Raw genomic sequence first — 13,559 nt, 5'->3', positions numbered from 1 at the left:
TATTGAGGACGAAACAACTTCAATAAAGCTACTACGCTGTCTCTTGATAGCTCTCTAGCCTGTATTGATAATATCTGTCAGTCTTGGGGATCCCATCATTCACAGCAACACCCAAAACATTGATATTGTGCTCTATCAACTCCGCTGCCGATCGCTTTAAGAGATCTTTCTCTGTCACATTTGGTCGAGCAATGAGCAGAAGAGGATATCCTTCGCTGCTAACCGCCATAGCATCAACGCAGCTCGTGACAGGAGGCGTATCAACAATAACGAGATCGTAGCTACTCCGCGCTTCTTCAAGCAAAATCTTCATGCCGTCTGATTCAAAAAAGCGGGAGGGGAGAACGCAGGAACTACCGGCCGTGACTACGGATAAGTTATCAATCGATGTTGACTGTGCAGCACTTTCAAGACTTACGTCACCTGAAAGGATGTCTGATAAGCCTGATTTATTCGGTAATTGGAACTGCTTATGGATCGTCGGTCGTCGCAGATCGGCATCAATAATTAATGTTCGGCGAGAGAGCATAGCCGCAACGGCAGCAAGATAGGACGTTACAACTGATTTACCTTCCCCTGAAATAGCACTACTAACAACCAGAGTATGGAACTCTTCCAAACCTCTAAATTCCAATGCTTTGAACAACGCTCGGTACGCTTCTAAAATAGCTGAATTTTCGTAAAAGCTTGCTGGCTCGCCTAAATTGAGAGTGTTTTTCGAGAGCCGAGGCAATGTACTTAAGACAGGCAACTCCACCAGCTCCTCAATTTCATCAGCGCTATAAAGCTTTCTATTTAGAGCCTCCAGCAGTATTACCGTACCGATTGAAAGAACCGCGCCCGCTAGCGTACCCAAGATAAGCACCACAGGAATATTTGGATCACTGGGTTTGCCGCTGGGTTCAGAAAGATCAAGAATCCTGAAGTTGCTCAGCAGTTGTGCCTCAGCCACTCGAACTTCATCCAACTTGCGCTCTAGCAACTGGATAGAGTTGAACAGAGCCTCCCTGCGTCGATCCATCTGGGTGAACCACTGCTCTAGGATGGGAAATTGCTGACGGCGCGACTCTAGCTGCTTCATGCTACCTCGAGCGGCCTCTAATCTTTCTTGGAGAGACAGACGCTCAATTTTCCCCTGAATCAACTGCACAGATAAGTCTTGACCTACCCGTGCGCTTTCAGGCGCGATGTTAACACTTGAACCGCCTCCCAACTGTGATAGTCGCTGATTATATAGTGTGCGAGCAGCATCCAGTTCTTGAACAAGCTGAATAACGATTGGATGGCTATCTGTAAGTTCAGTCCGACGCGCAGCGACCTGAGATTCTAAATTTGTCACGGCTGACTTTAAGTTCTGCAGTTCGGGATCTTGCCCCGTTCGAACCGAAGTATAGGTATTATTAATGCTGCCTGCATTCGTCAAAGTACTCAAAGACAGATTGCGCGCATCAACTTCTTGAATTTGTGACGTCAAATCACGAATTTGACCTTCTAACTGGGCATAGCTATTAACCAATAGCTGATTTGCCTCGTTATTATTCCCTTCAGCACTCAGCGTCACGTAACCATATTCTTGCTTGAATTTGCTCATTCTTGCTTCAACCTGAAGCAGCTCTTGACGTCGCTGAGGAATTTGCCCTTCTAAGAATTCACGAGCTGATTTAGCTTCAGCCTGAATTGTTTCCGTATTTTCTTGCACAACTGTTTGAGCAATGGAGTTGAGCATTCTAGAAGCTAACTCGGGGTCAGAGCTTGTATACTGCAGTTGAAAGATGTCGGTACCAGGAACAATACCCGTCTGGAGGCTTTGCTTGAGTTCTCCAACTGATAGTGGAATATCTACTGGATCATCCCACTGCTGACGATAGGACTGCAGAGCTCTCTCAAGAAGACGTTTCGAAGAGACAATTTCTTCTTGGTTCGCCAGAGCGCCATTACCGGGCTGTTGAGCAATCGTGCTACCAAAATCCGAGACGCTCGTGCTTGGCGTGCCATCCAAAATCAGGCGCACCTTAGAGGTGTATAAACGAGGCGCAAAAACCACGTATAGGCAAAGACCACACATAACGGCGGAAAAAGCTGCTAAAGCTGACCATCGATGCCGACTAAAGACAAGAGGAAGTCGGGATAAACTCTGATCCATGGAGATACCTTACTGCTGCACTTAAAAATTAAAATACCTAATACCTATACTAGCCACTTAATATCGAAAGTAGGGATATTTAACTCGTTACTTCTCACCCATTGGTAGAGACACGATTTAGATCTACATTCTATGTCTAAAGTATTTTTTACCTTGAGTAGAAATAATGGGCAGAGAAACATCTGGGCTGCTTCCAAGGAGGGCAAAGCATAGGTTCAGCGTTTCAATTGTGATGCCGTCCCAATCGTAATGTCTCTGAATGTGTTTCTGAGCTGCGTGGGCCATTTCCGCTAAATTGCCAGAATGGTTAATCGACCAGTCCAAAGCTTCGATACATGATTCAAGATCTCCAGCTTTAAACAAAACACCCCGATCCCGCCCCAGTAATTGCTGATGAACAAGGATATCACTGGCAAGAACTGGGATACCTTCTCGCATCGCTTCCAGCATCGCTAGGGGCAAACCCTCTAAATCAGAAGGCAAGGCAAATAAACCTGATCCTCTAACTATTTCAGCTAGAAACTTGCCCTTTAGCTGACCGGTAAAAACGATATCCATCCGACCCGTAGCACGTTTTTGCAAATCTGTTGAGAATTCTTCGGTGTCGCTACCTCCACCGACAAATACTAGTTTCCAGCCGGCTGGCTGCAGTTTGCTAAAGGCCTCAAGCAATAGATCTGGACATTTCTCAGGCACTATTCTGCCCAGAAACAAAACGTACTTATTTGCCGTTAACCCTAGAGATTGTCCATAGGCAAAGTTGGGATCTGAGTCAGCATACTTTGCCGGTGCGTTGGGAATATAGGTTGTTTCTCTAGCATGAGCTTGCGAGAAATATGACTGCAGAGCATGAGACACAACGATGATATCGTCTGCGCAGTGAGCAGCGGTCTTTTCACCAAGACGTAGCATCAAACTTGAAAACCGACCCCACTTAGCCCTCTGCCAATCCAAGCCATGGCAAACAGAAATGACTTTAGAGGTGGTGACTAGCTTGGGAATCCAGGAGAACAGAGAAGGTCCCAGGGCATGAAAAAAAACAACGTCGTACGGTCGTCTCAAGGTCATGATGGCCGCTAGCGCCGAATTCAAGAATGCGTCAATTCCTCGGAGGGGCAAGCTCGGCAACGTGATAACCCTCACACCATGGTAAATGTCATGATGAAACCAAGATGTCCCGTTGTAAGACGGTCGGGCAAAGAGGTCAACTTCGTGCCCCCAAGCAGCCATACGCGCACATATTTCAGCACAGTGCTGTTCTATCCCCCCCTGCTGAGCAGGTAAACCCTTTGCACCAATTACAGCAATCTTCATACGGGTTCAAACTCAATGTCATTTACTTGAAGTAACAGAATGATTCGAACGGTAGATGGCTCGAATATAGATATGGAGAAGGCCCGACTTATGCAGACGGAAGTCTCCAATATTAGGCCGAAAAAACGACAATAAGCTAATTTTACTTTCTAAACAGGAAAAAGACATTTAGTTCTAGATCGGCGTGCTTCTCGGACGCACAACAAACCCAATGGACCTCCCTGCATGCGACTCCTGGAGTTGAGTATGAATCACAAGGACGATAGCTTTAGGCAAAATGTGCCCAGACTTCGTTTCTTAAGTTTGATTAGGTCTCCAATCCCAAAAGCACCCGTGAACCGAACAATCTGACTGAGTCAATAGAAGACTCTAAGGCAGATAGTCAGACCTCATAACGCTGCTTAACAGCCAGAAGACAGAAGTCTAGAAACTAAGCGTCTCTTAGCTTCACAGTGATAAAGATTCGGTGCCGTTTAGAACCCCCCGATTCTCTACAGCAACCGCTCAATTTGACTGAACTCCCTAAAAAAGAATGCTATCAGTGTAGGACCCCCAACCCACGCTGAATAAATTTTAGCCAGCTATTCCACCATCACTGAAAATGTAGCGTGGAATGATAGCGCAGCTTAATTTAAAACAACTTAACAGGTTGTCATATATTTAATCATAGACTCCTGTGAACCGCAATGTTTGCACCCTATACGGCGTAGGCGGTGTTTAGCAGTCGTTGGCCTTCAAAATCAAAGTCATAACGCCTTAGGGCTAGATCGTAATTTTGAGAGCGCCTAGGCCGGTTGCAGCTATTACAGAATTTGGGGTGGGCTACTATTTGAGCAAAGGCACTCCAATCACTCACTTTTCGACAAACGTTGGAGCGGTTTGTCGCCGAGTCGGTGGTGAGCATCTGCTAGTAGTTCAGGGATCTGAGATTGGTAGGGACTAGCGCTCAAGCAGTTATTCAGATCGAGGTTTTGCACTTGGGCGGCTGTGTTCCCAGGGAACCAATGTCCCCCGTTACTAAGCAAGTTATATCGCATCTTGGCATATTCAACCATGTCATATGCGATCGCAAGGTTCCGCAGCCACAGAATCACAGGGATGTTAAGGTTGCCCGGCGTCTCGTCTGGCTCGGGAAGTCCTCTATGCCAGTTTTTGACCCAGTCTTCTCCTAGTACTTCAATAGCCTCATCTTCCAACCGTTCAATAATGGGGGGTAAATATTGCGTAGCCTGCTCTAGAAGGGGAAGGGCCTTGAGATGCTCGTCAAAGTCTGTTGCGTGAGCAGCCCCAAGACTGAGGGTATGAACCTGTGGATGACTTAGGCAAAACAGATCGTTAAACACCATTGGGCTAAGGGGAAAGCAGAGGTCTAGCAGTGTTTGTGAGGGTTTATAGAGAAGTCCTCCTTTATTGGAGGGGCTAATGATGAATACACCCATATCGCGCTCAGCGGCAGCCATCAAAGCAGGCCAGTTATGTTGATTGATGTAGTACCAGTGCAGGTTTACATAGTCAAATTGGTTAGTTGCGATCGCATCTACGATCACCTGAGTGGGTCCATGGGTCGAAAAGCCGATGAAGCGGACCTTACCCTGGGCCTGTAGCTGACGGGCGATATCAAGACAGCCCCCAGGTCGAAGACTGTACTCTAAAATTTCAGGCGTATTGATACCGTGCAGCCCCAACAGATCGACATAATCAAGCCGAAGATTGGCCAAAGACTGCTCAAACGTGTGCCGGAACTCCTCGGCATCTGGCTTAGGGCTAACCTTTGTTTGAATAATCAATGGCTCACGCGGTAGCTGAGGCAAGATGCGACCCAACTGAACTTCTGAGGTACCATATCCCCTCGCTGTCTCAATGTGATAGATGCCCAAATCAAGAGCGCGGCGAATCGTTGCCTCAAGATTGTCTTGACTGGCTTGGGTGATACCTTCTACCTGATCATCTCTCCAAGAATACTGGTAGCGCATTCCGCCACAGGAAAAGACAGGCATTTGTAGCTCAGTGCGCCCGAAGCGTCGATATCGCATCACAAATCAAACCGCGAGGAATTCATTAACGCTGATTATCCTAGCAAGGAAAAAGTGCCAGAAAGCTCAACGGCTCAAGATATTCCTTCACTAGATGTTCACCATTGAAATGTAATGTACATATTAAGATACTTAGCTGAGTGTGCGGGGGGGCCGCACCTATCGAGAAGCCTTTGGTTATGCCAGAGGCTTTGCTTTTGTCGTAAACGTCAATCGCCATAGTTAAATAGGCAGACATTGTTGAGCCATTGCTTGGTGGACGGCAAAATTATTTAAAACTGCACGTACAATATATCTACTGTGCAGGAGCATCCCTAAATGTCAGAGAATCGCCCTCAACTTCCCACAGTCGGCGGTGGGATGCCTGTGATTCATTACTGGGCAGCCAAGACCCTCTCGACTCGAGGGCCGAGGCTGTGGCGAACCCTTAATCACAAGAGCGCCTGTCTTTCCTGTGCTTGGGGCACAGGTGGGCAGCATGGCGGATTCACCAACGAAGTGGGAGAGTCTCTGCAGCGCTGTATGAAGAGCGTTGAGGCTATTCATGCAGAGTTAATGCCTGCTGTGTCAGAGCACTTTTTCGAACGCCACTCTCTTACTGAACTGCAGCAACTGACCTCCTATGAAGCAGACCGGCTTGGTCGCTGGAGCTTTCCTGTGATCCTACGGGCAGGCCAAAGCCACTACGAACGCCTAAGCTGGGACGAACTTTATGAGATTGCGACAGATGCCTTTCAATGCCCACCTGAGCGAGTAGCTTCCTATAGTTCAGGGCGATCCTCTAACGAAGCTGCGTACCTATTGCAGTTGATGATCCGGGCACTGGGGTCTAATAACCTAGCAGACTGTTCTGACCTCTGTCATGCGCCATCCACCGTTGGACTCAAACAGGTGTTTGGTTCTGGTACCTCAATGGTGAGCTTAAAGAGCCTAAAAAAATCTGACTGCGTCGTTCTCGTTGGCTCGAATGCGCCTGCGAATCATCCCCGACTCGTAAATGAACTGATTAAAATACGCGATCGCAACGGTCACATCATTGTCATCAACCCGGTTCAAGAAGTAGGATTAGTCAAATTTGCTTCCCCAGCCTTTCCGATTAAGTCGCTATTGACGGGTTCTGAAATTGCCTCACTATATTTGCAGCCGATTCCCGGCAGCGATGTGGCACTCTTTGTCGGCATTCAGAAAGCATTATTGGCAATGGATCTCGTAGAATTTGATTTTCTACAAGGCCACGTCGATGGCTGGGAAGCAGTTATAGAGCAGGTTCATGCGACTTCCTGGGACACCATTACTGCAACCTGTGGCGTTGCCCAGCGTGAGATAGAAGCAGCGGCCCAAATCATTGGGCAAGCCCAGAATGTTGTACTGGCATGGGCAATGGGGATCACCCAGCAAGCCAACGGCGTAGATAACGTATTCAGCATCGCCAATACTGCCCTCATGACTGGAAACGCAGGGAAAGAAGGCTCAGGCACCATGCCCATTCGAGGACACTCTAACGTCCAAGGCTTTGGCTCCATGGGGGTAACAACAAAGCTGAAAAAAGAAATTCAGCAGGCCCTAGAAACGCTACTCGGCAAATCTCTGAGCCGTGTCCCTGGCTACGACGCCCGAGCCCTCATTGAAGCTGCAGACACCCACAAAGTAGAGACACTGCTGTGTGTTGGCGGCAACCTCTACGCTGCCAACCCAGACCTTGCCCAGGCCAAAAGCGCATTCGGGAAGATCAAGACAGTAATCTATCTGGCAACAAAGCCAAACTTAGGTCACTTTCATGGCCTAGCCAATCAAAACACCATCATCATCCCCGTCTTCAACCGCTTCGAAACGCCCCACCGGACAACAACCGAATCAGGGAATAACTTTGTCCGACTCAACGATCCAGGCGAAACCCACCTGAAAGGAGATCTAATCTCCGAAGTCGAGTTCTTAACCGAATTAGCCCATCGGCTTTTAGGGAATAGCCCAGTTGACTGGCGTCGCCTGCAGAATACAGAGTATGTCCGGCAACTGATTGCTCAAACGATCCCAGGATACGCAGCCATCGCAGACATTGACAAAACAGAAGCTGAGTTTACAATCAGCGGACGCATTTTCAAGCAGCCAAAATTTCTAACACCTTCTGGCAAAGCCCAGATGCAGGTGACACCAATACCTGAGCTACATTTGCCTAAAGCCGAAGCGTTTGGGATCTCGGATCAGATCCCTAGCTTAGTCTTAGCGCTGATTACAGGGCGCAGCTATGGTCAACACAATACAGTGGTGTATCAGTTGAACGATCGCTATCGAGCCATGCCCCATCGCAACTGCATTTTGATGAACCCAGATGATGCAAAAGAAGCAGGCTTCAGCAATCATCAGCGCGTCACCGTACAGGGCAATGCTGACAAGCTAGAACAAGTAGAAATTATCTACGGGAACATCCGCTCAAGTGCAGCGCTAATGTTCTATCCAGAGGCCAATGTGCTGTTCAAAGCAAAAATTGATTCGCGCTGTGGGACCCCCGCCTATAAACGGGTTCCTGTTGTCATTTATGCCCAGAGTTGAAGTGCCGTCACTTAATTTGATTAACACAAAAGTTACCCGATGAGTCCCTTAACGGCTTGGCTAGAAGCATTGCAAAACGGCAGACCTTCTCCTTCGATGCAGGGCATTTGCATAAATTAGCCAGTTCTAACAGACATGTAAATGATGGCGTTTTGGAAGGATCCGTTGCGGGTCTTCAAAAACAGGCTGCAGAACACCATCACAATTTATTTGGCAGCGTAATGCTGTAATTTAGGCATTTTGCCTTCTCTGCAGTTTAGTCGTCACTTACACCTTATCGAGGTACTAGGCAACATATGGCATCTTGACTCCATCGATACAGTGCAACTACCACATCGAGCGCTAACGCGTTTCTTACTCGCTCTCAGCAAGATATCAAGAGCAGGGTAGAGGCAGCAAAAATAAACCTGCATTCTCTCCAAATTCAAACGGATCAAAAGCATGAATCATATTAGAACCCTTGATAAGATCCAGGTTATTGGAACGAATGTCAATGCACTATCTCTAAAGCAAAGTGCAACTCAGATCATTGCCTGGGCAAAACAGAATATTAGCAAGACCATTTGTGTGGCTAATGTTCACATGCTGATGGAAGCGTATTGGGATCCATCCTTCAAACAGATTTTACATTCAGCTGATTTGGTCACCCCAGATGGAATGCCGCTGGTCTGGATGCTGAAATTTCTAGGGGCATACAGCCAAGAAAGAGTTGCTGGCATGGATCTGCTCAAGAAACTCTGTGAAGAGGCACAGCAGCAAAAAGTCGGCATATTTTTCCTGGGTTCTGAGACAAAGATTCTTGCAAAAATGCGTCAGCGATTGGAAAGTGAATATCCCAGCTTAGACATTATCGGTATGGAGTCCTTGCCCTTTCGGCCTCTGACAGATCAAGAAGACCAAAAAATCGTAGAAAGAATTAATGGCACAGAAGCAGGCTTACTTTTCCTATCTTTAGGCTGCCCTAAACAGGAAAAATGGATTGCTCAGCATCGAGGCAGGATCAACGCCACCATGGTGGGACTAGGTGGCGTCTTCCCCGTTTATGCCGGGCTACAAAAGTATGCGCCTCAGTGGATAAGAACATTGGGAATGGAATGGGCATATCGTCTATATCAAGAGCCGGGGCGACTATGGCGACGATATGCAACAACGATTCCTCCCTTCGTCTGGCTTGCAGCGCGGCAGCTAATCACCAAGACAGTCGTTAGCCGAGCTCATCTGAGGGTGAGTAATCGATGATGCGATCGATTCAGGGCAGATGGTAAAGAGAGATATAGGTTAGCAGAGATCTACCTTTCTCACACTCAACACTCCATTGACCATAGCCGTCTAGAAGATGAATTCCCCACAGGTTTTTTCGTTATTTTCAAAAAGAATCTCTCTAATAAATTTCCATTTTCACAACTAAATCCCGGATTCTCTACGAAGCCAAAACAGCTTTGAAGGCACAAATATAGAGAGCTGAGCCAGCCTTTACCATCCGGCTAGCAGCTCAGAGTATCGCTGACATATATATTTTTCCCAAGGAAATAATTCAAGTATTGTGATGGAAAGTTTAGTAGTTGAAGACACAGATTCAAAGAGCAGCATCTTTGACAATAACAAGCAGTACGCCAGTTTGCACAATGCAATTTCCGGGCTACTGAGCCTGGAGCCTAGGTTATAAAAAGTGCGTTATTGAGAGATAGCTCGGCATGATTGACTCTCTTACATTGCAATCTGTTAAACAATCTGGAGTCCTAGCAACGGTTTTGAGCAGGAGTCTTCGATTCTTTGCGACTCTGCAGAACAAAATAGTGAGCGTCGCCAAGAAAGCGCGATTACTTGTAGATACGCTACGGAAGAGTTGGCAACACTAGGAGAGATGGGTTAAATTAGTTTTGATAAATCAACATCTAAACGCCACTTCAGGTAAGGCTATTTGCACCTACCATTTCATAGTTCTTAAAATTTACAGTTTTTGAATTATGCGATGAATTTTGTAGGCACCGACTGCTCACGCCGGTCGTTGCTTCGGAGAATAAACCTAGGGAGCACCTACACCTTGGATAAAGGGTCGGCACCATCAATGGATTCACTCTTAAGCCGTGATGGGGATTCATCAGAGGCCTCTACAAGCATTTTATCTTTTTTCATATTTTAGCTGTTTTTCTATGAAGCGCTAAGCTATTAATTCTGGGGAGCAATTATGGTCACACAACCATCCATCGAATCTAAAGAGTCTGATGAACTCAAGCCGCTTTATCAGCAGAAGACGCTTCAGGTCCTCTTTGGACGAGGTGAGACCAAGTGTGTACAAACGGCAGAGAGCATTGACGTCCACGTCAAAATCCCGGTACTGGGTGAAGAAAGTCGAGAACGAATTTTTTCTTGTCCTGGACGCGTTTATCAAAAATTTGGCTTTCATATTTTAGAGAGTGATGATTATTTCATCGGAGCGCTGACACGAGAGGTTGAATTCCCTCTCGAGAAAGCAACCTACGAGGTTTATATGGATTTCTTGGAGCTGACCAAAAACTGGAATTTATACCGGGTCTGGCACTACGTTCCATATATCAATGAAGAGACCTCTTCTCTAGAGAATTATCGCTCTTTCTGTAAAGCACGTTCGCTCGCCTTTGAGGCTTTTTACGGAGAGGGGTTCGATGTCAAACTGCCCGCAGCCTCTGCCGTTGGAATCGATGACAACAAGCTTGTTATGTACTTCGTCGCGGGTAAAGAGGACGGCAAACATGTCGAAAACCCCGAGCAGATTGCGGCATATAAATATCCGAAGCGTTACGGTCCTCGCTCTCCTAGCTTTGCGAGGGGGACTGTTCTTATGCGTGACAGCAAGCAAGTTGGGTTCCTCTCGGGAACGGCTAGTATCAAAAGCCATGAGTCAGTCACGCTATCAGACATGACGGAGCAACTGTATACGACAGTTGACAATATGAGCCTAGTCTTTGAGGAGATGGGGCTTTTGTTTGAGCGTCAGAGCTACGGTAACCTGATGCCCGATCCCGTCAAGCATGACAGAATTTTTAAGGTTTATATAAGGCGAGCAGAAGACGCGGCACATGTTCGAGAGCTTTTCCCAAAGCTGATCATGGCGACTAAAGACGATCACATTATCTACCTTAAATCAGATATTTGCCGATTTGAATTAGATATTGAAATTGAAGCCATTATCGAAGAAAGGTAGAGATAGGGTCGATAGATTCTAGAACCGCAGTATCCCCAAGCATTACAGGCGGAAGGGATGAGTGGATACTTACTTCCCGCAGACAGCGATTTCGATGAGAATATCGGTGCATCAGATAAGATGTGAGAAGACGGGGGGATGTCAATTTTATGACTTTCCTGGGGATCAATACATTTGACGCGGTAATGTTCTAGTGAACTCGCTATATGTTTTGGCTCGCAGGGGTTTGGGACAGCGTAATTATGATGAAATTTATAAATATAGGGTAGGCCAATGTTGAATCAAATGCTGGATAAAACGGCGAGCAGTTATCCAGATAATGATGCCGTTGTTTGCGGTGAATCAAGACTCACTTATCAAGCTCTTCGTGAGATAGTTCTTAGACTTGCGAATGGACTAGGTTCTCTGGGAATCAGCGAATCAGATTGTATCGCCTTGGTTTTACCGAATTGTCCCGAGTTCTTAATCAGCTTTTTCGCGGTCTCTCGCCTACATGCGATCGCATTGCTTTTAAACCCATCCTTCAAAGAAAGCGAACTCAACCATTACATTGAAGACAGCCAGACGAAGCTCATTATCACTGATGCAGCCCGTGCTGAGACTTGCCAAGCACTTATTGATAAAAGCGACCGACAGATAAAGCTAGTTGTGGTTGGGAACAACCCTCCCTGTGGTGTCGCATTCGAAGATGTCGTACGGGGTGCCTCCACCGAGGATCCATCAACTGATTCTTATGAGGGAGCCGTCTTATATCAATACACTTCTGGTTCCACCGGTAAACCGAAGAGAGTCAGCAGAACTCAGGTGAACGTTTTCTCCCAGGCGAGAAGCTGCGTTGAAACGCTAGGCGTCACCATGGAAGACAGTATTTTCTGTAGCGTGCCGATGTATCACGCCTACGGGTTTGGTGAATGCTTGCTAGCAGCAACTTGTTCAGGAGCCAAACTGGTGATTCTTGAACCCTATTCAAAGGATGGGGTCGTTTCTGAAATTCCTTTTGTTTTTCGTCGGCCTAGAGTGTTGGAGCTCATCAAAACAGAAAAGATCTCGATCTTGCCGAGTGTGCCTTACGTATACAGCATTTTGGCCTCTACGCCTCCCGATCCGACGATTGATCTATCCACTCTGCGGCTGTGTATCTCGGCAGGCAACTTCCTAGCAAAAGATATTTTTGACAAATTCTTGCTTCGATTTGGACTCCCCATTCGTCAGCTTTATGGCTGTACAGAGGCGGGATCAGTCGCAATTAATATGGAGGCATCTCCTGAGCATCGGTACGACTCTGTGGGTCAACCCATGCAAGATGTCGAGATCAAAGTTATGGGTGATGACGGTAACGAGGCGCAACCCGGCGTGACGGGTGAGCTGGCCATCAAGAGTAACACGCTAACCCAGGGATATCATGATGCCCCAGAGGTTAACAAAGAGGTCTTTCGAGAAGGTCATTATTTCACGTCAGACCTAGGGACTAAAGATAAAGACGGCTACATCTTCATAACGGGCCGCAAGAAAATCTTTATTGATACGGGTGGCCATAAGGTCGATCCCTTTGAAATTGAGAATCTCTTAGCGACACACCCCAATGTGAAAGAAGTTGTGGTCGTGGGGACTAAGCGCCCCTATGCAGGGGAGGTGATCAAAGCCGTAGTAGTTGCTGAGGGAGAATGTGAGGAGTCTAGCATCATCAGTTACTGCCAAGATAAGCTAGCTGACTTCAAGACTCCGAGGATTGTTGAGTTCAGAGATGAAATTCCTAAGAGCGCTCTGGGTAAAATATTACGTAAGGACTTGATCTAGCTCATTTTCCTTATTTCTAGCTAACAGCATCTCTTCAGGGGCGAATTGCTTTCATGAGATGCTGCCGTTGACGGTGACGAGTCATGAAAGTGGCTCTTTGCCAGCTCTTCTGTTGCTTTCATGAGTTTCGGGAGTAACTTCTCTACCATCACAAAGATAGATCTAGTCAGACAATTGATTTCCTGGTTGTAACGCTTATAAAAGTTGATTTATAAAATGACTGCTGAAGAAATTAAGCCCAAGATTTACTCCGTTGTTCTATCTATTCTACCAAATACAACAGAGGATCAAATCGCAGACGATAGCGATATTTTTGCGCTCGGACTGGACTCAGTGAACGCGATGAATCTCATCTTTCAGCTACAGGATGAGTTTGGCGTTCAGTTTGATATGGGTGAGATCAACCTTGATAACTTTAGAACCGTTGCCAATATTGAAGAATTGCTGAAAAGCAAGCAAAGCGCTTAGTCGTACCGTCCTGCATAGAAACGGTATTTCCTCCAGATAATTAATCAGATTGTGAACCTCAGCCCGTAGA

8 protein-coding genes are annotated in these 13,559 nt (G+C 46.7%); 5 read left to right on the top strand and 3 right to left on the bottom strand.

The genetic code is table 11. From position 1 onward, the window contains the following. Positions 1 to 31: 31 nt before the first annotated feature. From C1752_RS11940 to C1752_RS11930, 3 genes are all read right to left on the bottom strand, one after another. The gene (locus C1752_RS11940) at positions 32 to 2,143 is read right to left on the bottom strand and encodes a GumC family protein (RefSeq protein WP_110986291.1); all 2,112 of its coding nucleotides are present in this window, start codon (positions 2,141 to 2,143) and stop codon (positions 32 to 34) included. A 123-nt stretch (positions 2,144 to 2,266) separates the two neighbouring features. Beyond that, entirely contained in the window at positions 2,267 to 3,457 is a 1,191-nt protein-coding gene (locus C1752_RS11935) for a glycosyltransferase family 4 protein (protein WP_110986290.1), read from the bottom strand. 848 nt (positions 3,458 to 4,305) lie between these two features. Then, positions 4,306 to 5,490: an aldo/keto reductase gene (locus tag C1752_RS11930; protein ID WP_110986289.1), complete on the bottom strand. Its 1,185-nt coding sequence runs from the start codon at positions 5,488 to 5,490 to the stop codon at positions 4,306 to 4,308. A 318-nt stretch (positions 5,491 to 5,808) separates the two neighbouring features. On the opposite strand from C1752_RS11930, the gene C1752_RS11925 reads away from it, so the two are divergent. The 5 genes from C1752_RS11925 (at position 5,809) to C1752_RS11905 (ending at position 13,489) form a co-directional block, all read left to right on the top strand. Further along, complete coding sequence (locus C1752_RS11925) at positions 5,809 to 8,040, top strand: FdhF/YdeP family oxidoreductase (RefSeq protein ID WP_110986288.1); 2,232 nt, start codon at positions 5,809 to 5,811, stop codon at positions 8,038 to 8,040. Between the two features lie 441 nt (positions 8,041 to 8,481). After that, the gene (locus C1752_RS11920; RefSeq protein WP_110986287.1) at positions 8,482 to 9,279 is read left to right on the top strand and encodes a WecB/TagA/CpsF family glycosyltransferase; all 798 of its coding nucleotides are present in this window, start codon (positions 8,482 to 8,484) and stop codon (positions 9,277 to 9,279) included. 949 nt (positions 9,280 to 10,228) lie between these two features. Then, positions 10,229 to 11,224 (top strand): chorismate transformation FkbO/Hyg5 family protein, encoded by a 996-nt coding sequence (locus tag C1752_RS11915; RefSeq protein ID WP_199464364.1) that lies wholly within the window; start codon positions 10,229 to 10,231, stop codon positions 11,222 to 11,224. 273 nt (positions 11,225 to 11,497) lie between these two features. Further along, positions 11,498 to 13,021, top strand: a complete 1,524-nt coding sequence (locus C1752_RS11910; protein ID WP_199464363.1) for a class I adenylate-forming enzyme family protein — start codon at positions 11,498 to 11,500, stop codon at positions 13,019 to 13,021. A 216-nt stretch (positions 13,022 to 13,237) separates the two neighbouring features. Further along, complete coding sequence (locus C1752_RS11905) at positions 13,238 to 13,489, top strand: acyl carrier protein (protein WP_110986379.1); 252 nt, start codon at positions 13,238 to 13,240, stop codon at positions 13,487 to 13,489. Positions 13,490 to 13,559: the final 70 nt, after the last annotated feature.

It is taken from the genome of Acaryochloris thomasi RCC1774 (assembly GCF_003231495.1).
Taxonomy (GTDB): domain Bacteria; phylum Cyanobacteriota; class Cyanobacteriia; order Thermosynechococcales; family Thermosynechococcaceae; genus RCC1774.
The sequence above is the reverse complement of the archived record's forward strand: the minus strand, read 5'-3'. Positions and strand labels throughout refer to the sequence as shown.

Coding starts and splice junctions, on each gene's coding strand:
- C1752_RS11940 (WP_110986291.1), bottom strand. CDS start 2,143: ATGGATCAGAGTTTATCCCGACTTCCTCTTGTCTTTAGTCGGCATCGA.
- C1752_RS11935 (WP_110986290.1), bottom strand. CDS start 3,457: ATGAAGATTGCTGTAATTGGTGCAAAGGGTTTACCTGCTCAGCAGGGG.
- C1752_RS11930 (WP_110986289.1), bottom strand. CDS start 5,490: ATGCGATATCGACGCTTCGGGCGCACTGAGCTACAAATGCCTGTCTTT.
- C1752_RS11925 (WP_110986288.1), top strand. CDS start 5,809: ATGTCAGAGAATCGCCCTCAACTTCCCACAGTCGGCGGTGGGATGCCT.
- C1752_RS11920 (WP_110986287.1), top strand. CDS start 8,482: ATGAATCATATTAGAACCCTTGATAAGATCCAGGTTATTGGAACGAAT.
- C1752_RS11915 (WP_199464364.1), top strand. CDS start 10,229: ATGGTCACACAACCATCCATCGAATCTAAAGAGTCTGATGAACTCAAG.
- C1752_RS11910 (WP_199464363.1), top strand. CDS start 11,498: ATGTTGAATCAAATGCTGGATAAAACGGCGAGCAGTTATCCAGATAAT.
- C1752_RS11905 (WP_110986379.1), top strand. CDS start 13,238: ATGACTGCTGAAGAAATTAAGCCCAAGATTTACTCCGTTGTTCTATCT.